General features: G+C 67.8%; 14 protein-coding genes. All 14 read left to right on the top strand.

Features of this window, described 5'->3' with window-relative positions; all coding sequences use genetic code 11:
- The first annotated feature begins 88 nt into the window (after window positions 1-88).
- The 14 genes from AC1DVI_RS07390 (at window position 89) to AC1DVI_RS07325 (ending at window position 25,573) form a co-directional block, all read left to right on the top strand.
- Entirely contained in the window at window positions 89-1,849 is a 1,761-nt protein-coding gene (locus AC1DVI_RS07390; RefSeq protein WP_476957380.1) for a class I SAM-dependent methyltransferase, read from the top strand.
- Window positions 1,850-1,891: 42 nt separating this feature from the next.
- Window positions 1,892-2,935: a rhamnan synthesis F family protein gene (locus AC1DVI_RS07385; RefSeq protein WP_476957379.1), complete on the top strand. Its 1,044-nt coding sequence runs from the start codon at window positions 1,892-1,894 to the stop codon at window positions 2,933-2,935.
- Between the two features lie 146 nt (window positions 2,936-3,081).
- Window positions 3,082-4,554, top strand: coding sequence for a mannose-1-phosphate guanylyltransferase/mannose-6-phosphate isomerase (locus tag AC1DVI_RS07380; RefSeq protein WP_476957378.1), 1,473 nt, complete (start codon window positions 3,082-3,084; stop codon window positions 4,552-4,554).
- Window positions 4,555-4,692: 138 nt separating this feature from the next.
- Window positions 4,693-5,772: a glycosyltransferase family 61 protein gene (locus AC1DVI_RS07375; protein ID WP_476957377.1), complete on the top strand. Its 1,080-nt coding sequence runs from the start codon at window positions 4,693-4,695 to the stop codon at window positions 5,770-5,772.
- A gap of 17 nt (window positions 5,773-5,789) precedes the next feature.
- The gene (locus tag AC1DVI_RS07370) at window positions 5,790-8,288 is read left to right on the top strand and encodes a glycosyltransferase family 2 protein (protein WP_476957376.1); all 2,499 of its coding nucleotides are present in this window, start codon (window positions 5,790-5,792) and stop codon (window positions 8,286-8,288) included.
- Window positions 8,289-8,787: 499 nt separating this feature from the next.
- Window positions 8,788-9,558 (top strand): glucose-1-phosphate cytidylyltransferase, encoded by a 771-nt coding sequence (rfbF, locus tag AC1DVI_RS07365; protein ID WP_476957375.1) that lies wholly within the window; start codon window positions 8,788-8,790, stop codon window positions 9,556-9,558.
- Window positions 9,559-9,616: 58 nt separating this feature from the next.
- Window positions 9,617-10,663 carry an NAD-dependent epimerase/dehydratase family protein gene (locus tag AC1DVI_RS07360; protein WP_476957374.1) on the top strand — a complete coding sequence of 349 codons (1,047 nt, stop codon included), beginning with the start codon at window positions 9,617-9,619 and terminating at the stop codon, window positions 10,661-10,663.
- A gap of 18 nt (window positions 10,664-10,681) precedes the next feature.
- Window positions 10,682-11,248 (top strand): dTDP-4-dehydrorhamnose 3,5-epimerase, encoded by a 567-nt coding sequence (gene rfbC / locus AC1DVI_RS07355; RefSeq protein WP_476957373.1) that lies wholly within the window; start codon window positions 10,682-10,684, stop codon window positions 11,246-11,248.
- Window positions 11,245-12,183, top strand: a complete 939-nt coding sequence (locus tag AC1DVI_RS07350) for an NAD-dependent epimerase/dehydratase family protein (protein ID WP_476957372.1) — start codon at window positions 11,245-11,247, stop codon at window positions 12,181-12,183. Before rfbC ends, AC1DVI_RS07350 begins: the two co-directional genes overlap by 4 nt.
- An 89-nt stretch (window positions 12,184-12,272) precedes the next feature.
- A complete protein-coding gene (locus AC1DVI_RS07345; protein ID WP_476957371.1) occupies window positions 12,273-17,021 on the top strand; it encodes a glycosyltransferase in 4,749 nt (1,582 codons plus the stop codon).
- A gap of 91 nt (window positions 17,022-17,112) precedes the next feature.
- The gene (galE, locus tag AC1DVI_RS07340; RefSeq protein WP_476957370.1) at window positions 17,113-18,153 is read left to right on the top strand and encodes a UDP-glucose 4-epimerase GalE; all 1,041 of its coding nucleotides are present in this window, start codon (window positions 17,113-17,115) and stop codon (window positions 18,151-18,153) included.
- A gap of 292 nt (window positions 18,154-18,445) precedes the next feature.
- The gene (locus AC1DVI_RS07335; RefSeq protein ID WP_476957369.1) at window positions 18,446-21,445 is read left to right on the top strand and encodes a glycosyltransferase; all 3,000 of its coding nucleotides are present in this window, start codon (window positions 18,446-18,448) and stop codon (window positions 21,443-21,445) included.
- Window positions 21,442-23,406: a glycosyltransferase family 2 protein gene (locus AC1DVI_RS07330; RefSeq protein ID WP_476957368.1), complete on the top strand. Its 1,965-nt coding sequence runs from the start codon at window positions 21,442-21,444 to the stop codon at window positions 23,404-23,406. The genes AC1DVI_RS07335 and AC1DVI_RS07330 overlap by 4 nt, the downstream gene beginning before the upstream one ends.
- A gap of 61 nt (window positions 23,407-23,467) precedes the next feature.
- The gene (locus AC1DVI_RS07325; RefSeq protein WP_476957367.1) at window positions 23,468-25,573 is read left to right on the top strand and encodes a class I SAM-dependent methyltransferase; all 2,106 of its coding nucleotides are present in this window, start codon (window positions 23,468-23,470) and stop codon (window positions 25,571-25,573) included.
- Window positions 25,574-25,622: the final 49 nt, after the last annotated feature.

Genomic DNA, 25,622 nt, shown 5'->3' with positions numbered 1-25,622 from the left:
AGCGTGGTTGCCTGTCCGTTGCGTATTCTGCTATTGCGGCTTTACTCCCTCTCCCGGTCGATCCGGGCCCCTTGCAGGTTGTGAGCAGATGCACATCGACTGGAACACCAGCAGCGCCGCGCCCATCGACGCGGTTTGCCCGGCCTGTGCCGACGCCAGCCCGAAGTCCGTCCGCCTGACCGTCCAGTCGGCCGTCCCGCCCAACCCGCTGCTGCCCCTGGCCCTGTGCGGCCACTGCGGCACCGCCTTCTTCCCGACGCTCCAGCAACCGGAATATGAGACCGCGCAGGCGACCGACGCCGCGCTCGCCTTCTACCTGGAGCAGGGGGCCGGCATCGACGTGATGGCCGAGCCGCTGGCCGCCATCGACCCGTTCAAGGTCCGCCGCTACCTGGAGATCGGCTGCGGCTTCGGTTTCTCGCTCGACGTCGCGCGGACCGTCTTCGGCTGGTCGGTCCAGGGCATCGACCCCGGTTTCGCCGCCCGTGCCGGGCGCGACCTGCTGGGGCTGGACATCTCGTCCATCTACCTGCGCACGCCGGCCGACGCCGGGCCCGACCCCTTCGACCTCGTCCTCTGCTCCGAGGTGGTCGAGCACATCTTCGAGCCGCTGGGCTTCCTGTCCATCCTGCGCGGCGTGCTGGCGCCGGGCGGCACGCTGCTGCTGACCACGCCCAACGCCGGCGCAATCGCGCCCGACACCCCCGCTGGCGTCCTGGTGCCGCTGCTCAGCCCCGGCTACCACGTCACGCTCTACAGCCGCGAGGGCTTCGAGGCGCTGCTGCGCCGCGCCGGCTTCACCGCCGTCTCGGTGTCCGAGCACGGGCCGACGCTGCGCGCCACCGCCGCGATGACGGAGGGAACGGCCGACCTGTCGCGCCGGTTCGACCGGGCGCGCTACCTCAACTATCTCGCCGAACGGTCGCGGACCGTCGCCGCCGACACCCCGCTCGGCCTCGGCCTGCGCTACCGCCGCTTCAAGGAGCTGACCCACGCCGGCCGCTTCGCCGAGGCGCGCGAGGCGGCGGTTCCGGTGCTCGACGCTTGCCGGGCGCGCTGGGGCCTGGAGCTGGACAAGCCGGACGCCCTGCCGCTGATGGCCGACTGGCCAGCCGACATCGCGGGCTTCCACGACCGCGCCCCCTTCAGCCTGTGCGGCATCCTCTACTGCCAGGGCATGGCGGCGTGGCTGCACGACGGCGACCGCGAGCGGGCGCGCCTCTTCTTCCAGGCGGCGGGCGAGGCTGGTGAGCGCGCGCGCGCGGCGTTGCAGGCGGCCGGCGCCGATGACGGCGAAACCGACGACCTCGCCTGGCGCGCCCGCGGCCACGCCGCCGGCATCCTGGCCTGGAGCAACCCGCTTGCGGCCGCCACCGGCATCGAACGCCTGGCGCGCGAGCCCAGCCCGATCCTCGGCGAGCGCATGCCGCCCGCCGTCCTGACCGGCCTGCGCCGGCAGACCTTCATCGATCTGGTTAACCTGGGCCATTACGCCGCCGCCGACCGCCTTGCCCGGAGCGTCGAGGACGACCTCGCCCAATGGGGACCGGCGGAGACGGCCTCGGCGGCCTTCGCGCTCGCCATTCTGTCCCTCAACCATCGCAAGGCGCTGAAGACGGCTGCCGGATGGTTCGGCAAGGCCGCCGAGGCGAGCCGCGAACCGGCCACCCCGCTGCTGTGGCCGGCGCTTTACCACCAAGCCGAGGCCCTGGCCGCGTCTGGGCAGAAGCCCCAGGCGGCCGAGGCGCTGCGTGGCCTCCTCTCCCCCGCGCCGGGTCTGCCGGCGGTACCGGATGAACTGCGCAACCGGGCCGGGGCGTTGGCCCGCTCCCAGCGGCTTCCCGTTTGACCGCGCTCCCGTTTTGACTGCGCCGAGGATGGCACCGTCCCGATGACAAGCATTCTGGCCCGCCTGCTCACGCGCGTGCGCATCGGCTTCTTCTGGATGGTTGCCCAGATCAAGCTGCTGGGGGGCTATGTCTCCTACGGCATCAGCGTCTTCCGCAAGGAAAGCTATGTACACGAACGTTGGGATGGGCATCTGCCCCTGGCCGGCGCGCGCCGGGTGGTGGTGTTCGTCCATTACGACCGGCAGGGCGTGGTCCACGACTTCGTACGGCATTACCTGCGCCAGCTCCACGACATCGGCTTCGCCATCGTCTTCGTGAGCAACGCGCCGCGCCTGATGCAGGTGGAGACCTTGCAGGAGATCTGTGCCCTGGTCATCCGGCGCGACAACGTCGGCTACGACTTCGGCGCCTACAAGGAAGGCATCGCGGCCGTTCCGGATCTGGGCGCCCTGGACATGCTGCTGCTCGCCAACGACAGCGTCTACGGCCCCTTGTACCATCTGGGCGGCCTGCTGGACCGGATGGGCCCGGAGGAGGCCGATGTCTGGGGGGCGTCCGACAGCTGGGAGCGCTCCTTCCATCTGCAGAGCTATTTCCTGCTGTTCCACAAGGCAGCCCTGACCGCGCCGGCCTTCGCCGCCTTCTGGCGGCAGCTGCGCTACGTCCAGTCCAAGACGTGGATCGTGCGCAAGTACGAGATCGGGCTGACCCGCGCGCTGCGCCGGTCCGGACTGCATTGCCGGGCCGCCTTCCCGTACCGGCAGGCCGCCGCCGCCCTGATCGAGGCGGTGGTGGAGGGCAACGTCACCGGCGACGCGTTGCAGGACCCGGTGCGCAAGCGGTTCATCCAGCAGGTCTTCCACACGATCAACGCCGGCGTTCCACTGAACGGGACGCACTTCTTCTGGGATTACCTGATCGCCCGCATGGAGTTCCCATTCATCAAACGCGACCTGCTGCAGAAGAACCCGGCGCACATCCCGCTGCTGAACTATTGGGAACGGGTGGTCCGCAGCTCCACCGATTACGACACCGACCTTATCCTGCGCCATCTGGAGATGGCTCTGAAGAACCGCAGCGTTTGACGCGGTGCCGACGCCAAGCGGGGCGCTGAAAGGAGAACCCACTTTGGCCAAGTTGACAGGAATCAGAGACCTCTCGTACCCACAATGGGTTGCTGCCGCACGGCACGTCGGGCGGTGGTCCCTTGCGACGCACACGATCGGCGATCATGACCAACACTTCGCATAACGCCCGCATCTTCCCCGTCATCCTGTCCGGCGGTTCCGGGGTCAGGCTCTGGCCGATGTCGCGGGAACAGTATCCCAAGCAGTTCCTGCCGCTGTGCTCGGAGCGCTCCATGCTGCAGGAAACCGCCCTGCGGGTCGCCGACCCGGCGCTCTTCGCGCCGCCGCTGGTCGTCTGCAACCAGGAGCACCGCTTCGTCATCGCCGAACAGATGCGTCAGGTCGGGCCGATGCGCGGCCAGGGCCAGGAAGGCGTGCCGGGCGGGGCGCGGATCGTGCTGGAGCCGGTCGGCCGGAACACCGCCGCCGCCGCCGCCGTCGCGGCCCTGATCGTCGCGGAGCAGGACCCCGACGGACGCCTCCTGCTGCTGCCGGCCGACCATGTCATCCAGGACCAGGCCGCCTTCCTGAAGGCGGTGGGCGCCGCCGCCCGGGCGGCGGATGCCGGACGGCTCGCCACCTTCGGCATCGTGCCGACTGCGCCGGAGACCGGCTACGGCTACATCCGCCGGGGGCTCCCCCTGGACGGGCACAAGGATGCCTACCGCGTCGCGGCCTTCGTCGAGAAGCCGCCGCGGGCGGAGGCCGAGCGGTACCTGGCCGAAGGGGACGTCTTCTGGAACAGCGGCATGTTCCTGCTGCCCGCGCGCCGCTATCTGGAGGAGCTGGAGCGCTGGGAGCCGGCCGTGCTCGCCGCCTGCCGCGCCGCGCTCACCGGGGCGCGCGCCGACCTCGACTTCTTCCGGCTGGAGGAGGAATCCTTCGCCGCCGCCCCGTCCATTTCCATCGATCATGCCGTGATGGAGCGCACCGACGCGGCCGCCGTCGTGCCCTGCGCGATCGGCTGGACCGACGTCGGCGCCTGGTCGGCGCTGTGGGACATCGGGACCAAGGACGAGGGCGGCAACGTCTGCCATGGCGACGCGATCGCCTGGGACAGCCGCGGCTGCTACGTCCGCAGCGAGGACGGGGCGCTCGTCGCCCTCCTCGGCATGGAGGACGCGGTGGTCGTCGCCACCGAGGACGCCGTCCTGGTCGCCGCGAAGGACCGGGCGCAGGACATCAAACCGCTGGTCGAGCACCTGAAGGCGCAGGGCCGTGACGAACCGCGCCAGCACCGCCGCGTGCACCGGCCCTGGGGCTATTACCAGTCGCTGCACGCCGGCGACCGTTTCCAGGTGAAGCGGCTGACGGTGGCGCCCGGCGCCCGCCTGTCCCTGCAGAAGCACTATCACCGCGCCGAGCACTGGGTCGTGGTGAACGGCACGGCCCTGGTCACCCGCGGCGAGGAGCAGATCCTGCTGCGCGAGAACGAGTCCGTCTACATTCCGCTGGGCACGATGCACCGGCTGGAAAATCCGGGCAAGGTGCCGCTGAACCTGATCGAGGTGCAGTCCGGCGCCTATTTGGGCGAGGACGACATCGTTCGTGTCGACGATCATTACGGCCGCCCGTGACGGGGGGCCGTGAGGGCAGGGCTGTGAGGAGGTGGTTGCCGCGGTTCGCGCCGCGCTCAAATTTTGCATCGATTTTTTGACGTCGGGACGCCATAGGATGGGCCTCCGCCACGGAAAATCCGTCAAGAAGCCCGCTGCATGCCCCCGACACCGATCAGCCTGCCCGACGGCGCCGTCATCCTGTCCCTGACGTCGCCGGGATTCGACGCCGCCTACCCGCGGGTGGTCAACAAGGAGCTGATCCCCCCCGACGTCCTGCAGCCGATGGAATGGGCGTGGACCACGCGGCGCTTCCCGGAGCGCCCGGTCCGCGTCCTGCGCCTGACCGACGTGTGGGTGGCCAAGGAAGGGCTGGTGTTCGACCGTGACGGGACCCTCTACCGCGAGACCATCACCCAGCATTCCATGGGGGAGATCGAGCAGGCCCAGGCGGCGGTGCTGGAGGCGATCGGGCGGGGCGGGCCGGCGGCCGAGCCGGACGCCGGCGGCCCGGTCCTGCTGTGCAAGAAGCGCGGCATCGGCAACTACGGGCATTGGCTGATGGAGATGCTGCCCAAGGCGCAGCTCGTCCACCACCACCTGCCGGAGCTGGAGGCGCGCTTCCTCGTCGCCCATGCGCCGGGCCAGTTGAACGACACAATGGCCTTCTCCCTGTCCATGCTGGGCGTCGACCTGGCCCGGACCATCGTCGCCGACGACACCCCCCGGCGCTTCGCCGACCTGCTGCTGGTGGACGGGCTCAGTGAGCATGGCGGCTACATGTCGCCGCTCGTCCTCGGCAGCGTGGAGGCTCTGGCCGCCCGCGTCCCGGCGGCGGGGGCGGAGCGGCTGTTCGTCACCCGCCGGTCGACCGGCTTCCGCTGCGTCGTCGGCGAGGACGACCTGATCGCCCATGCCCAGTCCCGGGGCTACGCGCCGGTCGACCCGGGCGCCCTGACGCTGCCCCAGCAGGTGTCCCTGTTCAAGGGGGCCAGGCGGATCGTCGGCGTTATGGGGGCGGCGATGACCAACATCGCCTTCGCGCCGCCCGGCGCGCGGGTCGTGACCCTGACGCCCGCCGGCATGCCCGACACCTTCTTCTGGTTCATCGCGACGCTGCGCGGCCTCGACTACGCCGAGGTTCGCTGCCCGCAGAGCGGCCCCGTCCTGGGCGTCATGCCCTGGGACACCGACCTGGTCCTGTCCGCCAGGGACCGGGAGCGGATTTTCGCGGATTGAAGCGGGAGCATGATGCGATGACCACGCACGGGGCGTTCGCGTTCTTCATCGAGCGCATCGAGGTCGGGACCGAGCTGCGGGTCGAAGGGTGGGCCTTCCACGACCGGCACGGCCTCTGCGGCTTCGACGTGGTCGTCGACCACGGCAACCGCCCGCCCGCCCTCCACGTCCAGCGGGGGATCGGCCGGCGGGATGTCGCCCTGGCCCTCGGCGAGCCGATGGCGGAGCGTTCGGGCTTCGTGGTGGTGGCGGCGCTGCCGCCGGGCACCTCCGCCGTCGCCCTGCGGCTCAGCGCAGGGGCGGAGCGGGAGGCCGTCCCGTTGATGCTGCGCACGGGCCTGTCGCTGCGCAGCTGGGAGGTGGGTTGCGAGCGCGCGGTGCCGGCGGTGGAGCACCGCTTCCTGACCGAGCGCGGCCTGCGCTACGCCGCCGCCCTGCCGGCGCCGCTGACCCGCGCGCGGGCGGCGCTCGCCCTGACCAACGGGGCTCCAGGGGCCGGTGCGCCGCTCCCCGCGCCGTTAGCCGCCCCTGTGTCCATCGTCGTGCCGGTCTATGGCGGCAAGGCCTTCCTGACCCCGCTCGTCCACGCGCTGATGGAGACGGTGGAGCCGCGGCACCGCATCGTGTTCGTCGACGACGGCAACCCGGACCGCAGCATCACGGCTTTCCTGGTGGCGCTCGGCGTCTCGCTCGACCATGTGACGGTCGTGGTCAAGCCGCGCAACGAAGGCTACCTGAAGGCGGTGACCGACGGGGTGGAGGTGGCGACCCGCCTCAACCCGGACGGCCACATCGTCCTGCTGAACACCGACGTGGAGGTGCCTGCCGGCTGGCTGGAGCGGCTGGTCGGCCCGATCGAGGCGAGTCCGTCGATCGCCAGCACCACCCCGTTCACGAACGCCGGCACCATCTGCGGCTTCCCCACCATGCCGGAGGACAACCCGCCGTTTCTCGACGCTCCGATCGGAGATATCGATGCCGCCTTCGCGGCCATGGCCGGGCTGCCGCCGGTCGAGGTGCCGACCGGCGTCGGCTTCTGCATGGCCCTGAACCGTCGGGCGCTGCGGGAGATCGGCTTTTTCGACGCGGCGGCCTTCGGGCGCGGCTACGGCGAGGAGGTGGACTGGTGCCGGCGCGCCATGAGGCACGGCTTCACCAACGTGATCGTGCCCGGCCTCTACGTCCACCATCGCCACGGCGGCAGCTTCCCCAGCGCGGAGAAGGCGGCTTTGGTCGAGGCGGCCGGGGCGGTGATCCGGCATCGCTACCCGGAGTTCGACGCGGAGGTGCAGGACTTCATCCGCGCCGACCCGCTGCGCCCCATCCGGGCCGCGGCGGCGGTCCGCATCCTGTCGACGCACGGGCTGCCCGGCCGCCCGCGGACGGTGCTGCTGTTCGACCATCCGGGCACGGGCGGGGCCGCCACCTTCCGCGCCAAGGAGGTCGCGCGCCTGCAGGTGCAGGGGCAGGCGGTCCTGCTGGTGCGGCCGACCGCGGAGCCGGTCCTCGGCATGCCCGAGGGCGCGCTGGACATCGAGCTGCTGCACGGGGGCACCGCCTTCCGCTTCCCGGCGAACGACCTCGCCGACTTGGCCGCCCTGGCCTCCGCGCTGCCGCTCTCGGAGGTCGTGGTGAATTCCCTGGTCGGGTATGCGGACGTGGACAGGATCATCGGCTTCGTCCGGGCGCTCCGGCAGGGCGACGATGGGCGGTCCGTGCCGCTGAGACTGCTGCATCACGACTATTTCCCGGTTTGCCCCTCGTTGAACCTGATCGATTCGGAGGACCGCTACTGCGGCGTGCCGGCGCTGGAGCGCTGCCGGACCTGCGCCCCGGCGAACGCCCATTTCCGGTGGCGGGAGGGAAGCGCCGCCAGGATCGACGCCGGGACCGTCGGCACCGACGCGGACTTCGACATGGCCGCCCGCCGCCGGGCGTGGCAGGTGCTGTTCGACGCGGCCGACCGTCACGTCGTCTTCTCGCGGAGCGCGCTCGCCGTCCTGCGCCGGGCCTTCACACTGCCGGACGAGCGGGTGCGAGTCGTTCCGCATCTGGCCGACCATGTGGCCGTGGCGCCCCTGCCTCCGCCAGTTCCGCGGCCGGTCGTCCGCGTCGCCGTCGTTGGCGGTCTCAACGTCGCCAAGGGCGCCGCGATGCTGGCCGGGATGGTGCGCATGGCCGAGGCGCACCGGCTGCCGGTTCAGTTCGAGCTGTTCGGCAACATCGACCGGCGGCTGGACTCGGTGCATTTCCACGACAACGGCCGCTACGAGCCGGAGCAGCTTCCCAGGCTCCTGGCCGAGCGGGGCTGCCACGCGGTTTTCCTGCCGTCAATCTGGCCGGAAACCTACTGCTACGTGCTGGACGAGGTGGTCGGGCTGGGGCTGCCGGTCGGTGCCTTCGACATCGGCGCGCCGGCCGAGCGGCTCCGCCACTGGCCGAACGGTTTCATCGTGTCGACGGTCACGCCGGAGGCGGCGCTGTCGGCTTTGCTGCGCATGAATGGCCTGCGGTGACCTTCTGCAGGCTGACGCTATCACTTGCCGGCATCATGTCGCGTCTCGGTTCTTCCGCTAGGAATGTTTCCGGATTTTAACAATAGTCATGAGCTATTTTATTGAATTTTTCACCTTTATGCCGGATGGTGCCGGTGCCTAGGGCACTTGGCGTAATCAGGTTATGACAAAGGCTATTATGACTGGGGAACCCGGAGACGGGGCGTGCAAGAGCGCTCCTTCGCATGTTCACGGCGAAGGAAGCCAAGCCTCTTTCGTCACCATCCCAAGGCGTCCAAACATCCTTCGCATCATTCCGAAAGGCCGAAATTCCGGCCAAGGGCAGCGTTCTGCTGTAATATCTTTTGGCAGATGCAATTGTAAGCTTTGAGAATTTCAAAAAAACACCGAAATTCCATTGGAAGAATGGTCTTCCTTTCCAAAGAAGGCCATCAGTGGTTGCAAGTTTTGAAGCAGGTGGGTTGAGAGTCGGGGCAGAGCCATTTAAGGAGAGGGTGTGATGAAGGCGGTAATATTGGCTGGCGGGCTGGGTACGAGAATATCCGAGGAAACGGCGTTGCGGCCGAAGCCCATGGTCGAGATTGGTGGACGCCCTATACTTTGGCACATTATGAAGATGTATTCTTCTTATGGCATCAACGAGTTCGTTGTTTGCCTGGGATACAAAGGCTATTTCATTAAAGAGTATTTTGCGAATTACTTCCTGCACATGTCCGATGTGACCTTCGACATGCGCGCGAACGGCATGGAGATTCATCAGAATTACGCCGAGCCGTGGCGCGTCACGTTGGTCGATACCGGCGAGGAGACGATGATCGGCGGGCGCATCAAGCGCATCCTGCCCTATGTCGAGGCCGACGAGGCGTTCTGCCTGACTTATGGCGACGGCGTGGGCGACGTCGACATCCGGGCCGGCATCGACCTGCACAAGCGCGAAGGCCGCCTGGCCACGGTCACGGCCGTGCAGCCTCCCGGCCGCTTCGGCTCGCTGCGCTACGAGGGGACGAGGGTCATCGCCTTCGAGGAGAAGCCCCTGGGTGATGGCGGCTGGATCAACGGCGGCTTCTTCGTCCTGTCGCCGCAGGTTGGCCGTTACATCGACGGCGACGCGACCGTCTGGGAGCGCGAGCCGCTGGAGAACCTCGCCAAGGACAGCGAGCTCAGCGTCTACTTCCATCACGGCTTCTGGCAGCCGATGGACACGCTACGCGACAAGCGGTACCTGGAAGATCTGTGGAGCGGCGGCAATCCTCCCTGGAAAAGCTGGTAAGCCACCCGCTTCCCGCCCGATCAGCCCCTTGCCCCGCCTTCGATTGTAGAGACGCACGATGAAGATTCTGATCACAGGCAACATGGGCTATGTCGGCCCGGTGCTGACCCGTTACCTGCGCGCCCGGTATCCCCATGCCGTCATCATCGGTTATGATTCCGGCTTCTTCGGCCATTGCCTGACCGGTGCGGGCCTGCTCCCGGAGGCGCAGGCCGACGTTCAGCATTTCGGTGACGCCCGTCTCCTGCCGACGTCGCTGCTGGAGGGCGTCGACGCCGTCGTGCAGCTGGCGGCCGTGTCGAACGACCCGATGGGCAACCGCTACGAGGCGGTGACCGACGACATCAACCACCGGGCCGCCGTGCGCACGGCCGAGCTGGCGCGCGACGCCGGCGTGAAGAATTACGTCTTCGCGTCGAGCTGCAGCATGTACGGCGCGGCCGAGGGCGGACCGCGCCGCGAGACGGACCAGCTCAACCCGCTGACCGCCTACGCGCGCTCCAAGGTGGCGACCGAGCGGGGGCTGCAGACCATCGAGCTGGGCGGCATGGTAGCCACGGCCCTGCGCTTCGCCACCGCCTGCGGCATGTCGCCGCGCACCCGCCTCGACCTCGTGCTGAACGACTTCGTGGCCTGCGCCCTGGCGGCCGGCGAGATCACCGTGCTGAGCGACGGAACCCCCTGGCGCCCGCTGATCCATGTCGAGGACATGGCGCGTGCGATCGACTGGGCGATCCACCGCGAGGCCGGCAACGGGGGCCAGTTCCTGGCCGTCAACACCGGCTGCAACGAGTGGAACTATCAGGTCCGCGATCTGGCCAACGCGGTCGCCGAGGCGATTCCGGACACGCGCGTCAGCATCAACACCGACGCCCCGCCGGACAAGCGTTCCTACAGCGTCGACTTCTCGCTGTACCGGGAGCTGGCGCCCGGTCACCAGCCGCAGGTGTCGCTCGCCGAAGCCATCCTCGGCCTGAAGAACGGGCTGGAGGGCATGAACTTCCGCGACGCGTCCTTCCGCAACTCGCAGTTCATGCGCCTGAAGGTGCTGGAGCGCCACATGGAGGAGGGCCGCCTCGGCGAAGACCTCCACTGGATCCGCTGAGCGACGGGAGCCGACGCGATGAAGTTCCACAAGACCCCCCTGCACGGTGCCCACCTGATCGAGCTGGAGAAGCGCGGCGACGACCGCGGCTTCTTCGCCCGCTTCTTCTGCGAGCGCGAGTTCGCCGAGGCCGGGCTGTGCACCCGCTTTGTGCAGATCAACAACTCGCTCAGCGCCAAGGCCGGCACGCTGCGCGGCCTGCACTACCAGCTCACCCCCGACGCCGAGGTGAAGGTGGTGCGCTGCCTGAAGGGCGCGCTCTACGATGTGATCCTCGACCTGCGGCCCGACTCCCCGACCTACGGCAAGTGGTTCGGGGCCGAGCTGAACGAGGAGAACCGGCTGATGATGTACGTGCCGCAGGGCTTCGCGCACGGCTTCATCACGCTGACCGACAACACCGAGGCGCTCTATCTGGTCAACGCCTTCTATGGTCCAGACAACGAGCGGGGCGTGCGTTACAACGACCCGCGCTTCGGTGTGGAATGGCCGATCGCGCCGACCGAGGTTTCGGACAAGGACCGCAACTGGCGCGACTTCGATCCGGAATGGCACGGCGTGGAGCGCCTGCGGGGACTGGTATGAAGATCCTCCTGACGGGCGCCAGCTCCTTCACGGGCTATTGGATCGCCCGTGCGCTGCACCAAGCCGGCCATCATGTCGTCGCAACCCTCCGGGGTGCCCCGCAGGGATACGACGGCGTACGCGGCGAGCGGGTGCGCCGGCTGGCCGACTGCGCGGAGATCGTGCCCGATTGCGTGTTCGGCGAAGCGCGGTTCCTCGATCTCGTGCAGGCCGGCGGATGGGATCTGCTGTGCCATCACGCGGCCAACGTCACCAACTACCGCAGCCCGGATTTCGACGCGGCCGGCGCCCTTGCGGAGAACACCCGCAACCTGCCGGCGATCCTGCGCCGGCTGGCCGACCAGGGGTCCCGCGGCGTCGTCCTGACGGGAAGCGTGTTCGAGCAGAACGAAGGGGCCGGCACGCAGCCCCTGCACGCCTTCTCCCCCTACGGCCTGTCCAAGGGCCTGACCGATCAGACCTTCCGGTACTGGACGGCGGCCATCGGAATGCCGATGGGAAAGTTCGTCATTCCAAACCCGTTCGGTCCGTTCGAGGAGCCGCGCTTCTGCGCCTATCTGCTGAAGTGCTGGAGCAAGGGCGAAACCGCTTCGGTGAAGACGCCCCTCTACGTTCGGGACAACATCCACGTCGATCTGCTCGCCCTGTCCTATGCGGCCTTCTGCGCGGACCTGCCGGAGACCCCGGGTTTCCATCGCAGGAACGTCAGCGGTTATGTCGAGAGCCAGGGGGCCTTCGCAGTGCGCTATGCCGCGGAGCTGCGGTCGCGCGTCGGGCTCGACTGCCGGGTGGAACTGATGGAACAGACCGATTTCAGCGAGCCGATGGTCCGGATCAACACCGACCGGGTCGACGCCGCGCCGCTCGGCTGGTCGGAGAAGGACGCCTGGGACGCCATCGCAGCCTATTGCCGGGAATTCGGCCTGCTGGCCTGAACATACGCTCGGGGCTTGCTTTTCGCAGGGTATCCGAGACTGTTCTTTGCTGAACATCATCATGACAGACGCTGGGGTTGCGGACGCTCATGAAACTCGTCAAGCCGGTCATAACCGCGAACGCGGCGGCATCGCGCATCGCGACGCTTCAGGCCGAACTGGACGAGGCGAACGCCCGGCGCAAGGCGTCTGAGAGCCGGCTCGCCGACGAGCGCCGACGGGCCATGGACATGGTCGCCGAGGTTACCGGCCGCACGCGGCAGGGGGCGGCGGCCGTTCGTTCGGCGCAGGCGGCCGCCGCGCTTCGCTTCACCCTGACGGCCCCGCCGGCCCCGCCGTCGGCCGGGGAGGCGGCCCTGATGGACTGGATCGCCGTGTCGGGCCTGTTCGACGAGGCCCATTACGGCGGCCTTTTCCGGCTGCATGGCCTGCCGGCCCCGGACGGCGCGCTTCTCCATTTCGTGCGGTTCGGGGTCTCCCTGGGGCTCGATCCGTCGCCGTTGTTTGACACGGCCTTCTACATCCGCCGGAACCCGGACGTGGACCTTTCGGCCTGTCCGGCTTTCGTGCATTTCCTGGCCGTCGGCGGGTTCGAGGGGCGGGACCCCAACCCGTTGTTCGACGTGCGTTTTTATCTGGGCATGGATCCCGGATTGGCGGAGCGCGCGAACTCGCTGTTTCCCCAGGCCGCCCGCGTTCTGCAAAGCGAGGCCGTAGCCCGGCGGTACAACCCTCTCGTCCATTACGTTCGCGAGGGCGCGGCCGAGGGGCGCGCGCCCTCACCCTATTTCGACGGCCGCTTCTACACGGACAGCTATCCGGATGCGGCCTCGGGCGCGAACCCGCTCGCCCATTTCCTGGCGGTTGGGCTTGCGCGGGGCTGCCAGCCCAACCCGCTGTTCGACGTTCGCTATTATCTGGAACGCCACGCCGATGCCCGTGCGTCCGGCCTCAATCCGGTCGAGCATTACGTCGAGATCGGAACCGCCAAGGGCTGCAAGCCGCATCCCTATTTCGACACGGCCTTCTACCTCGACGCCCACCGGGATGTCGGCGATGCCGGCGTCAACCCGCTGGCGCATTTCCTGACGAACGGACGGGCCGAGGGCCGGTCGCCCAATCCGCTGTTCGACCCGGCCTTCTACCGGTCCTCGGCATCGGCCGACCTGCCGCCCGGGACCGATCCGCTCGACCATTACATGCGGCGCGGCGCGGGGGAGCGGCTCCGGCCGCACGCCGACTTCGATCCGGCCTACTATCTGGACGCCAACGCGGACGTGCGCGAGGGGGGATGCGATCCGCTGGCGCATTTCCTGGACTATGGCGTGTTCGAAGACCGCCGCCCGAACGCCGGTTTCGACCCCGGGGCTTACCGCAACCTGCACCCGGAGCTGCGCGGCTCCGCCGAACCGCCCTTCCTCCATTTCCTGCGCCACCGCGGGCGTTCCGGCGGAACCGCTGGGACGGAAGGCTTCGCGGATCTGCCATGGCGTCACGATGGTCCGGCAGAAACGGCGGCCGGGCTCGGGCGGAAGCCCTTCCGGGTCCTGTTCGTCACCCACATCGCCAACCGGACCGGCGCGCCGCTGTGCATCCTGCGCCTGCTCGAACAGCTTGCCACGCGGCCGGACCTGGACTGCCGCGTTCTGGTGAACGAGGACGGCGATCTGACGCCGCAGTTCGCCGCGCTGGTTCCGACCTTGCGGATCGCGGACGTCGCGGCCAGTGGCGGTGGCGCCCGGTCGGCGGCCATCGATCGGGTGGCCCGGCTGTTCCGCGAGGATTCGACCCGTTGCCTGGTCGTCGTCAACACGGCGGCCTGCGCGGAGTACGCCGAGATGTTCGGACGCTGGCGCGTGCCGGTTCTGGCGTGGCTGCACGAACTGCCGACCTCGATCGAAGCCTTCCTGGACGGGGCTGCGACCGTGGCGCGGATCGACCGGGCGGCGAGCCGAATCCTGTGCCCCTCCGAGTGCGTACGCGACGCGCTGGTCTCCCACTACGCGCTCGATCCCGGCAAGGTCGTGGCGATCCGCAACGGCACCGACCGTCCGCCGGCCGATCTCGACCGCGCCGCCGCCCGCCGGCGGGTGAGGGAGGAGTTCCGGCTTCCGCCCGACGCCCGGATCGTCCTGGGCTGCGGCACGGTGGACATGCGCAAGGGCGCGGACCTGTTCGTCCTTGCCGCCCATTCCCTGCTGTCGGCCGACGCCGGGCGCGCGTCGGACACCTGGTTCGTCTGGGTCGGCGACGGTTACGACGGGCGCTTCCGCCGCTGGCTGGAGCATGACGCGGTCCGCCTGGGCGTTGCCGACCGCGTCATCCTGGCCGGGGCGCGGGCCGAGCCGGCACCTTACTTCGCCGCCGCCGATGCGTTCGCGCTCACCTCGCGGGAGGACCCGTTCCCCATGGTGAACATGGAGGCCCTGTCGCACGGGCTTCCGGTCGTTGCCTTCGAGGGGGCCGGCGGGGCCGTGGAGATGCTGGGCGACGGGCAGGGCGTCGTCGTCCCCTACGCGGACGCGCGCGCGATGGCCGTGGCCCTGGGCCGGCTCCTCGCCGATCCGGCGGCCACGCGGCGCCGGGGGGAGATCACGGCGGCGCGGATCGCCCGCGACTGCGGCTGGGACCGGTACGCCGCCCGTTTCGAGGAGCTGCTGGCGCAGGCCTTCCATTACCGCCGGCAGCGGACGCTGACGGTTTCCGTCATCATCCCGAACTACAATTACGCCGCCTATCTGCCGCAGCGGATCGAAAGCATCCTGAAGCAGACCCGGCTTCCCGACGAGATCGTCTTCATCGACAACCGGTCCGAGGACGACAGCGTGGCGATCGCGCGCCGCTACGCCGCCGTCTCCCCGGTGCCGTTCCGCGTCGTCGTCAACGAACAGAACAACGGCAGCACCTTCCGGCAATGGCTGCGCGGCTTCTCCCTGGTGTCCGGGGACCTCGTGTGGATCGCGGAATCCGACGATTGGTGCGAGCCGGATTTTCTGGAGCGCGTGGTTCCGGAATTCTACGACGACGCGGTGAAGCTGGCTTTCGCGCAGTCGGACATCGCCGGCCCGAACGGGGAGATCTACGCCCCAGACTATCACGGCTACACGGACGAGCTTTCCCCGACGCACTGGCGCGGCTGGTACTGCGTGCCGGCGGCGGAGGAGGTGGCTCTGGCGCTGAGCCAGAAGAACAGCATTCCCAACGCCAGTGCGGTCGTCTTCCGCCGGCCCGATCCCGGCGCGGTGGAGGCGAAGCTCCTGGAATACCGCCTGTGCGGGGATTGGTGGTTCTACGCGCACACCATCCAGGGGGGCCGGATCGCCTTCGTGCCACAGGTCCTGAACCATCACCGCCGCCATCCGAAGACGGTCACGCACACCATCGAAAAGGAAGACCGGGCGATCGGCGAGGCCCTGGCCGTCAAGCGGGAGCTGTTCAACACCTTCCGGGTGCCGGCGCAGGCCAAGTGCCGCAGCATCGCCTGGTCGGCCTACGAGTACGACCGGCTGACCCGGCAGCATGACCTCCGGCGGCCGGGGATGTTCGAGAATCCGGCCTTCGCGTCCGTCCTGTCGGACCTCCACCGCAGCATCCACCCGGACGGTTCCGCGCGGCGGCTGCGCATTCTGACCGTGCTTCCCGACGCCGAGGTGGGGGGTGGGCAGACTGCCGCGATCCGCTTGGCCAACGCCTTGGCCGGAGCGCACGACAGCTTCATCGTCAACGCCCGCCCGGCGCTCTGCGACTCCGATGTCACCGGGCTGGTGAGCGACCGCGTCCTGCCATTGGAAGGCACGCTGGGGATGACGGAGTGGGCCGCCCGGCACGACCATGGCCACAATCCCAATCAACTGGCCGAGGGGCCCGACCGCATCCGCCTGCTGCGCGACCTGATCGCGTTCCACCGGATCGACGTCGTGCTGTCCCATGTCTGGTGGGCCGACCGCCTGGCCCATGCCGTCACCCGCGGCCTCGGCGTCCCCTGGTTCCTGCGGATGCACGGGTGCTACGAGGGGCTGATGAACCATCCGGACTGGGACCCGGAGTTCCACGGCCTGGTGCCGTCTCTGCTGCAATCGGCGTCCGGAATCATCTACTCCACGACACGCAACCTCCAGGTTTTCCGCCAATACGGCCTGCCGATGCCGCAGGTGACCGTGCAGCTCTTCAACGGTTTCGATCCGGCGGAAGTGCCGAAGGCGCCCAAGACCCGATTGCGGCGGGCCGCGGACGAGTTCGTGTTCTGCCTCTGCTCGCGCGCCATTCCGGAAAAGGGCTGGGAGGAGGCGATCGAGGCCGTGGCCGGCATCAACGCCCTCCCGCCCGCGCAACGCGGCGGGAAGCGCGCCCGTCTCGTGCTGGTCGGCGGCGGCCCGTACGCCGACGAGCTGGCCGAGCGCTTCGCCGGGCTGGACGCCGTCGATTTCCTTGGCCAGATGCCGCGCGTGGTGGAGGTGGTGGCGCAGTGCGACGCCGGGCTGCTGCCCAGCCGCTTCCTGTCGGAATCCCTGCCGTCCACCATCATCGAGTATTTCGCCTGCGGCATTCCTGCGGTCACGACGGACAACGGCTCGATCGCGGAGATGGTGTCGGCCGATGGGCGCGCCGCCGCCCTGGTGCTGCCGTTGCGCGGGGTGCTGTCGTTCCAGGCCGGCGATCTCGCGGGATTGATGCTGCGCTACATGACGGAACCCGGTCTCTACGCCGAACACAAAGCCAACGCGCGCTATGTGTTCGACAAGCTGTTCGATGCAAGTCGTGTGGCGGGTGAATACTTGCGGATCATGGAAGAGACATTGCGGAAGAACAAGAAGCTCGTCATGCTTCTTACGGTCTGAGGACGGCGAAGATGAAGCGTGCGCGCTGGACGCGGGCAGTGGACCGTGGCGATCCCGAACGCGGGGATGCCGGGACCGAAAAAGGTGCTCCATGACAGCCGTGCTGGTGACGGGCGGCGCCGGCTATGTCGGCAGCCACGCCTGCAAGGCCCTGGCGGCGGCCGGCTTTCTGCCGGTGACCTTCGACAGCCTGGAGCATGGCCGTCGCGACGCGGTTCGCTGGGGGCCGCTGCTGCAGGGCGATCTCGCCGACCGCACCGCGCTCGACCGGGCCTTTGCCGAACATCAACCCGTGGCTGTGCTTCATTTCGCCGCATACGCTTATGTCGGGGAGTCGGTGGCCAAGCCGTTGCGCTATTACCGGAACAACGTGGCGGGGACGCTGACGCTGCTTGAAGCCTTGGCCGCGGCGGAGGTCGGGATGCTGGTCTTCTCCAGCACCTGCGCCACTTACGGCGTGCCTCGGGTGACCCCCATTCCGGAGGATCACCCTCAGCAGCCGGTGAATCCGTACGGGGCCAGCAAGCTGATGGTGGAACGGATGATCATGGACGTCGGTGCCGCCTCCGGCCTGCGCGCCGTGATCCTGCGCTACTTCAACGCCGCCGGCGCCGACCCGGAGGGTGAGATCGGAGAGAACCACGATCCGGAAACCCACCTGATCCCCCTGGCCCTGGATGCCGCTCTGGGCCGCATTCCGCATCTGACGGTCAACGGCGACGACTACGACACCCCGGACGGCACCTGCGTGCGCGACTACATCCACGTTTCCGATCTGGCGGACGCCCATGTCCGAGCGCTGCGCCATCTGCTCGACGGCGGCGACAGCGTGGCGCTGAACCTGGGTAACGGCCAGGGATTCTCGATCCGAGAGGTGGCCGATGCGGCCGAGCGCGTCACCGGCCGGCGGGTGCCGTTGACGGTGGGGCCGCGGCGGCCGGGTGATCCGCCGGTTCTGGTGGGCGATGCCAAGCAAGCCCGCGCCTTGCTGAAATGGCGACCGCAGCGCGATGACCTCGACGTGCAAATCGCCGATGCGTGGCGGTGGCGGCAACGGGAGTACACAGTCAGTCAGGAAGCGGTCCGGTGCCGGTCACCCGACGGCAAGGAGACAGGAGCGGAGAAAAAATAATGTCTCCGATTCTGGACTTGTCAGAACGGGCCGGACCACGTAATCCATTCGGTCGTTCCTCTTACTACTTTGCGCCTGGGGCGGTTTTCCGGCCTTTGGGACGTGTCGTGTTTGCTCGGCTGGAAGAGCGGCTTTAGAAAGTTGGATCGCCCCTATGGACGCAACAAAGAGTCTCCGAATGATGCAAGCCACGTCGAATGAAGCCGATCTGAGGGGACGCTTTGAAGGTTTCTCCGGTGTCTTCGCCACTGGTTGGGCAAGCTGGGGAGAGGGCTGCGAAGACCATGCGAGGGTGGTCGTCCATATAGACGGGCAGACGATCGCCCAGAGCATCGCCAACTGCCACTTCCCGTATCTCGGCAACGGCCCGGAAGCCCACACGGGCTTCCGCATCCCACTGCCCGGCCGGTTCTTCAGCGGCGCCGCGCACAAGGTCGAGGTGTTCGCCGTCCAGGAAGACGGCGTGCTGGCCCCGTTGCCGGGAGGCCCCTATTTCCTGGGCAAGGATCAGTTCGACGGCTTCTTCGACTACATCAAGGATGGGGCGGCAGAGGGCTGGTGCTGCCCGCGCTCCTTCACAGACCCGTGCCGCGTCGACTTGTACGTGGATGGCGTGCCGAGCGGCAGCGCGACGGCGGACCATCCCCGCGCCGACCTCGCCTCGACAGGCATCCACATCAGGAATTCCGCCTACTCGATTCCGCTGCCCCCGATCTGCGTCGACGGCCGTCCGCACACGATCGAGGTGCGCTGCAACGGGGTCCCGCTTCACGGTTCGCCGAGGACCTACCAGGCGGACTATCGCGGATTCATCGATTCCGTGGACTTCCATAAGATTTCCGGCTGGATCATCAACAAGACCCCTGGGTCCGGGCCGGTGAAGCTTGATATCTCCGCCAACGAGAAGACCTTCACGGTTCTGGCCGATGGCGTCAGAACCGATCTTTTCGGCGAGTACGGCAGCACCCGCCACGGCTTCCACCTGGACATCTCAAGGGAGAATCTGGGAAGCGATGTCCTGAGCATCGCGGTCAAGCTGCATGGCGTGGATGTCCCGCTGACCAAGGCGCCGCTGACGTTCTACTCGGCGCGGGGCCTGGACAGCATGAAGGCCCGTTTCATCGATGCCATCATGGGGATGTGCCCCTCGGTGCCGGGGAGCGGCGGCGTCGATCTCTCCATCCTCCACTCCTCGCTGCACAATCTCCCGGCCATATTGGGGGTTCCGCGGGAGAGCTACTGGAACGACGATCAGACGATCTACGGCCCGGAGCGTCAGCTCCATGTCCTGGAGACCGTCCATTCGCCGACCCGCGGGATGCCGGTCACCATGGCGGTGCTCGTCGACGAGAAAACGGCCGATGCAATCGACTTCGGCGCGTTTCTGGCCTCCCTGAAGGCCTTCACGCTTCCGGGACTCGATGTCGCGGTTGTCAGAACGGGAACGGTGGGCGCGGAAATCAACGACTTCATCAAGCGGCTGTACGAGGCCGGTGTCCCGTGCCTTGCGGAATCCGCTTTCGTCCGCCTGTTCATGCAGGCCCCCGCCGCGTTCGTCGAGGGGCGTGGGGAAAAGAGCCTGCGAGGCTTGATGATCGTCCCCGCCGACAGTGTTCCCTCGCCCGAGGCCGTTCGCGTGTGGTGCCGGCAGTTCGAAGCCCACCCGGCTTTGACTTCCCTGTCGTTGCTGACCCTGTCCGACGCCCAGGCGTTTGCGCCGAAGGGCCGGGGGCCGCAGGCGGCCGCGGCGATCCGCCGGAACCTGGGGATTGACCTGGAAGCCGGCCCGGCGGTGACCGCGGCGGCGCAGCCGAGGCTGGCCTTCCTGAAGGCGCCCCGAACCGGATTCACCCTGTTGCGGTTGGCTCCCCTTCTCGACGCGGCCCCGGTGGAGGATGAGGACGAACTCTCCCTTGCCGATTTCCTCGATCTCTGGCTCGGCACCCTGTCCGACAGCGAGAACCTGCACGGGCTGACCGACGCCGTCTGCGTGCCGAGCAGCGTCCCGGCCCTGCGGAGGACGGATTTCCTCTCCTCCAACGATCATGCGCTTTGCCGGTCGATGGCTGAAGCGGTCGCCGTTGATCTGCTGCTGCGGGATGGGCGTCCCACCGTCCTTCATGTGATGCACAACCTCGACGGGGGAATTCTGCGGCATTGCAGGGACGTGGCCGAGATGCTGGAGGAGGCAGGGGTGCGCCCCCTGTTCTTCAGGCCCGTCCATGGCGGGCTGGCCGATCTGTACGATCCGGTGTCCGGGCTTGGCCGCCGCGTCGCCTTCAGCGAAACCGAGGACGGCCTGACCGAGGTCGCCCGGAACCTGAACATCCGTTCTGTCCACATCCACCATGTCATCAATCATGTGGAGGCGGTGTGGAAGATCGCGGAACGGCTGGGCGTTCCCTACGATGTGACGATCCACGACTATTACTGGGTCTGTCCGCGGGTGACCCTGATCGACGACAGCGGGCAATATTGCGGCGAGCCGTCGGCCTCCGCGTGCAATCGCTGCATCGCGATGTCGGGCTGCTACGACAACGTGCAGGACAGCTACGATGCCCTGGGCGGGACCGTGTCGGCGTGGCGCCGGCACCATGGCGCGCTGCTCGCGGGGGCTCGAACGGTCCTCGCGCCGTCCGGCGACGTCCTGGAACGGATGAAGCGGTACGTTCCGGAGGCCAATCTCCACGTCCTGACCCATGCGGAAGCCGTTCCGTCCGCCGTCCACACCCGCCGGAGTGCCGCGTCCAGCCGGATCGGCGTCGCGGTCATTGGCGGCATCGGCCCGCACAAGGGGTTCGAGCACCTGATCCGGCTCGCCCGTTGGTCCGATCGGCGCAACCTCAATCTTCACTTCTATGTCGTCGGCACGGTTCCCGACACGTCGAAGTTCGATGGGCTGGACAACATCACCCTCACCGGCGGCTACAAGCAGCCGGAGCTTCCGGAGCGGCTGGCCGCGCTGGACTGCCAGCTCGCGCTGTTCCTCAGCGTCTGGCCGGAAACCTACTGCTACACCCTGTCGGAGGCGCTCGCCGCCGGGCTGACGCCGGTGAGCTATGACCTGGGGGCGGTGGGCGAGCGCCTGCGCGCCCTGGGCGTCGGCACGCACATTCCCTTCCCGTCCACGCCGGAGATCATCGTGCGCGCCCTCATGGAGACCTACACCTGGCGGTCCACCCTGGCCGCCCCGGTCTCCATCGACATTGGCCTGTCTCCGGACCGGTACACGGACGCGTATCTCACATTCATCGATCTGCGCGAGCGGTCGCAGGCGGGGGCAGCCCAATGAAGTGCTACATCGAGAATGTCGGCTATGACGGCCTGCTGAACCTTCGCGGCTGGCTGTTCGACCCTGAACGCCCCATCGCCCGGATCGAAGTCTGCTCGACCGGACCGTTGGGGAGCGATGTCCGCGCGGCGACCTGGGGATTCGTGCGGAACGACGTCTTCGAGGACAATGGCCGCTGCGAGGCCGCCCTGAAATCGGGCTTGCATGTGCTCGGGCTCCAGGTGGGGACGCGGGCGCAGATCGACCTCCGTGTGGTCTTCGAGGACGGCACGGCGACCGAACTGCCGCTCGCCCTGTTCAGCCACGACGAAGCCGCGGCCGATCCGGACAAGGCGTTCTCGCTCACGCCGCTGGCCCCGGTCATCACTTCCGGGCTCAGCGTCGGCCACGCCGGCGGCCATGATCTTGCCGATGTGGTCGGCCGCTTCGGCGCCGCTCGCCCGCCCAGCGGCGCGGGTGCGGCGGCGGAGCCCGTCAATGTCCTGGTGTCCGTCTACAAGGGCCTGCATTTCCTGGCTCCCTTCTTCGAATCCATTTTCGCCGATCCTGGCTTCCCGTTCGAGCTGACGGTCGTCGACAACGGAAACGACGACCCGGCGGTGATCGGTCTGCTGTCCGAGGTCTGGAAGCGGCACAAGCCCCAGATGCGTCTGGTCCGGGTCGAGAAGAACGAGGGCTACATCAAGGGCATCAGCGCCGCCTACGAGGCGGCCACGCCCGGCCGCCATGTGGTCGTTCTGAACACCGACCTCGTCCTGCCGCCGCGTTGGCTCGAACGGTTGATGCAGCCGATCCTCGAGAACGACGACATTGCGACGGTGACTCCCTTCACCAACGCCGGCGCCTCCTGCAGCTTCCCCATCGTCGGCGAGGACAACCTCCGTTTCCGTGACCTGCCGGTGGACGTGATCGACCGCGCCTTCCAGGACATCGGCTGGGAGGGCGGGGGGCTCACCCTGCCGTCGGGCGTCGGCTTCTGCATGGCCCACAACAAGGCCGCCCTGGAGAAGATCGGCTATTACGACGCGGAGGCCTTCGGCTTCGGCTACGGCGAGGAGAACGACTGGTGCCTGAAGGCCCATCGCCTGGGCTACCGCAACATCCTGCTGCCCAACATGCATGTGTGGCACAAGCACGGCGGCGTGTATCTGGCGGAGGAGAAGCGCGAGCTGATCGCCCGCAACCTGCGCACCATCAACGCGCGCTATCCCGAGTATGAGGGGATGGTGCATTCCTACTTCAGCAAGGACGAGCTGTTCGGGCTGCGCACGATCATCGCCGCGCGGCTCGTCTCCACCCAGCTGAAGGCGCCGGCGCGGGCCATCGTCGCCGACCTGGCCGCCGCTTCGGCCAAAGCCGCCCAGCGCGAGAAGATCGAGCTGTGCGAGCAGGGCGGCGCCTGTGTGTGGATCACCCCCAGCGGCGAGCACAGCCTTCGGGTTTCCGTCTTCGTGGAGGAAACCGCCGCCTCCTTCCACACCAGCTCGGCCGAGGCCCTGCTCGCGCTGTTCCGCCTCCTGGACATCCGGGAGATGGGCGTCTACAGTCTGATCCCCAACGGCGTTCTGGCCGAGGCATTGCGGCTGCTGGCCCGCCGGCCCGCCGAGGAGCGGGTGAAGCTGCATGTGCGGCTGGGCGATTACGCCCTCTTCTGCCCGACCCGCACACTGATCGACCACAGCGGCTCCTTCTGTGGCCTGCGGAACGACGCGGCGTGCCAGTCCTGTCTCAGCCGGAACGAGCTGAAGGGCGGCGGTCCCGCCGGCGACGGCTCGATCGAGGACTGGCGCCGCCAATGGGCGCCCTATGTCGAACTGGCAACCACGATGTCCGTGGAAGCGGGCTGCTCCCGGCTTCTGGTCGAGGACGGGTTGCGGCGTTTCTTCCTGGGTCCTCGCCGGCCCGCCGGAAAGGGCCTGCCGCACAGCCCGGCGATTCAACCGGTGCCGCTGAGCGCCTGACGCGGCCGGCACCCCGCGTGTGCGGCACGGATCATGGGTTTAGGAGCAGGGCGGAAAGACGATGCAACTCGAGCGGCAAGCCGATCTCCACAATCTGCTCATCGACACCGATCCGGCCGCGCAGATCGCCTACACCGACGGCGATGCGACGGAAAACGCCATCCTGGCGATCGTCGAATCCGAGCCGGACGTCGGCCCCGGATCGCCGGGCCTGAGCCGCCACATCAAGGATTGGCCGACCGAGTATCATTTCAGCCCCTTGCGCCTCAACCTGCTGCGGCCGGTGAGGCATCTCCTGCGGGGCCGCGTTCTGGAGGTCGGCGGCGGGTGCGGGGCGCTGTCCCCCTACATCGCCGAACAGGCCGACGAACTGATCGTCGTGGAGGGGGCGCTGCGCCGCGCGCGCATCTGCGCCACCCGCTGCCGCGGGCTGGCCAACACGCAAGTGTGGGCCACCAACTTCTCCTGCCTTCCGGAAACGGAGACGTTCGACACCGTCCTGGTGATCGGCGTCCTCGAATACAGCCCCTCCTTCTTCAAGGACGGGGAACGGGACCCGTTCGACGCCTTCCTCGCCAAGGTCCGCAAGCATCTGGCGCCGGGCGGCCGGGCGATCATCGCGATCGAGAACCGGTTCGGCCTCAAATATTTCTGTGGGGCGCCGGAGGACCATGAGATGGTCCAGTTCTACGGGATCGAGGACCGGTACCGGCCGAACCAGTTCAAGACCTTCGGGCGGCGCGAACTGCTCGACCTTCTCGGCCGGGCCGGGCTTGGCCACACCGACCTGCTTCTGCCCTTTCCGGACTACAAGCTCCCGCAGGTCGTCCTTCATCAGACGGCGCCCGACCACCCGGAGATCGATCTCCAGGCGCTCCTGCTGCGGGCCGCGGCCCCGACGCAGAGCCGTTCCTACCAGCGGCTCGCCACCGAACAGTTCGTCTGGCCGAACCTCGCGAAGAACGGCCTCGCCGCCGATCTGGCCAACTCCTTCCTGGTCGTCGCCGCCCCCGAGCCCCTGCCCGCCGGGAGCGGGACGGATCTCGTCTTCTACTACACGGCCCGGAACGGCAAGGCGTTCAGCAAGGAAACGATCATTTCACGGAACGACGGGGGGCATCTCGGCGTCCGGCGTGCGCCGCTGTACGGCGACGGGGACGGTGGCGAGGATGATGGCGGCGGCCCGCCTGGCATCGTCTGGAAGCTGGAGAGCGAACCCTTCTTTGCGGGGCGCTGGTACATGGGCGGCCTGCTGGAGCTTGCCAAAAGGCCGGTGTGCGACGTGGCGGCCATCGCCGAATGGTGCAGGCCCTGGATCGGCTATCTTGAGGAGAACGCCGTCGCTTCCGGCGACGATCGCGTGCTTCCCGGGGAATTCATCGACTGCAATCCCCTCAACATCGTCCAGAGCGCCGAAGGGCTGCGCTTCTTCGACCGGGAATGGGAGCTTATGGGCAAGCCGCCCCTTTCCCATGTGGTGTTCCGGGGGCTGCACTGGGCGTTGAGTTCGATCGGCTCCCTGACCTATTGGAGCGACGTCGCGGGATCGCGGATCATCGACGTCACCCGGTCCGTGCTGACGACGCTTCTCCCCGACTGCGGACCGAACATCGTTGACGGTCTCGTCGAGCAGGAAGTCGCGTTGCAGCGGCTGATGGGGCAGGACGGCGATGCCATACGCACGTTGCTTCTGACCCAGATCATCTCCGCACGGGTTGAGGTGCAGGCGTCGCTGGACAGCCTGTCGACGTTGGTCCGCGCCGAACATCAGCTCAACCAGCAACTCCAGGATCTGTCGGCACGGGTCGCCGCCGACTTGGCCGGCGACCTTCCTAATCTGCGTGTGCGGGGGTACATCGACTCCGTCCGCAATGGCGAGGCGGGACATCGGATCGTGTCCGGTTGGGCTTTCGATCCAATCCTGAAAAGGGCACCGAAATACGTTGTTCTTCTGCACAAAGGAAAGCCGGTGGCAAGTGCGCCGGTCAATGTGGTGCGCAATGATGTCCACCAATCTCTCGGGGTGCCGGAATGCTCCAGGGAGCTAGGCTTTTGGATTGCCGTGCCGAGTAATGCCGTTGCAGAAGCAATTAGTCCCCACAACTCTAAGGTCGGCGCATTCTCTCCAGACTATATTGGGGAGTTAGAATGGGCTAGCTTTCCTTAGCGTTTTATTGCCATTCGAAAGTCGAAGCAGAACATCCGCAGTTTCACAC

The sequence above is a fragment of the Azospirillum sp. P4_B5 genome (assembly GCF_056402275.1).
This window is presented reverse-complemented; position numbering and strand designations above follow the sequence as displayed.

What these genes read in the sequence shown, in the direction of transcription:
- AC1DVI_RS07330 (WP_476957368.1), top strand. Translation starts at nt 21,442, where the DNA reads ATGAAGTGCTACATCGAGAATGTCGGCTATGACGGCCTGCTGAACCTT.
- rfbC (WP_476957373.1), top strand. Translation starts at nt 10,682, where the DNA reads ATGAAGTTCCACAAGACCCCCCTGCACGGTGCCCACCTGATCGAGCTG.
- AC1DVI_RS07385 (WP_476957379.1), top strand. Translation starts at nt 1,892, where the DNA reads ATGACAAGCATTCTGGCCCGCCTGCTCACGCGCGTGCGCATCGGCTTC.
- AC1DVI_RS07390 (WP_476957380.1), top strand. Translation starts at nt 89, where the DNA reads ATGCACATCGACTGGAACACCAGCAGCGCCGCGCCCATCGACGCGGTT.
- AC1DVI_RS07360 (WP_476957374.1), top strand. Translation starts at nt 9,617, where the DNA reads ATGAAGATTCTGATCACAGGCAACATGGGCTATGTCGGCCCGGTGCTG.
- AC1DVI_RS07345 (WP_476957371.1), top strand. Translation starts at nt 12,273, where the DNA reads ATGAAACTCGTCAAGCCGGTCATAACCGCGAACGCGGCGGCATCGCGC.
- AC1DVI_RS07350 (WP_476957372.1), top strand. Translation starts at nt 11,245, where the DNA reads ATGAAGATCCTCCTGACGGGCGCCAGCTCCTTCACGGGCTATTGGATC.
- AC1DVI_RS07325 (WP_476957367.1), top strand. Translation starts at nt 23,468, where the DNA reads ATGCAACTCGAGCGGCAAGCCGATCTCCACAATCTGCTCATCGACACC.
- AC1DVI_RS07380 (WP_476957378.1), top strand. Translation starts at nt 3,082, where the DNA reads ATGACCAACACTTCGCATAACGCCCGCATCTTCCCCGTCATCCTGTCC.
- AC1DVI_RS07370 (WP_476957376.1), top strand. Translation starts at nt 5,790, where the DNA reads ATGACCACGCACGGGGCGTTCGCGTTCTTCATCGAGCGCATCGAGGTC.
- rfbF (WP_476957375.1), top strand. Translation starts at nt 8,788, where the DNA reads ATGAAGGCGGTAATATTGGCTGGCGGGCTGGGTACGAGAATATCCGAG.
- galE (WP_476957370.1), top strand. Translation starts at nt 17,113, where the DNA reads ATGACAGCCGTGCTGGTGACGGGCGGCGCCGGCTATGTCGGCAGCCAC.
- AC1DVI_RS07375 (WP_476957377.1), top strand. Translation starts at nt 4,693, where the DNA reads ATGCCCCCGACACCGATCAGCCTGCCCGACGGCGCCGTCATCCTGTCC.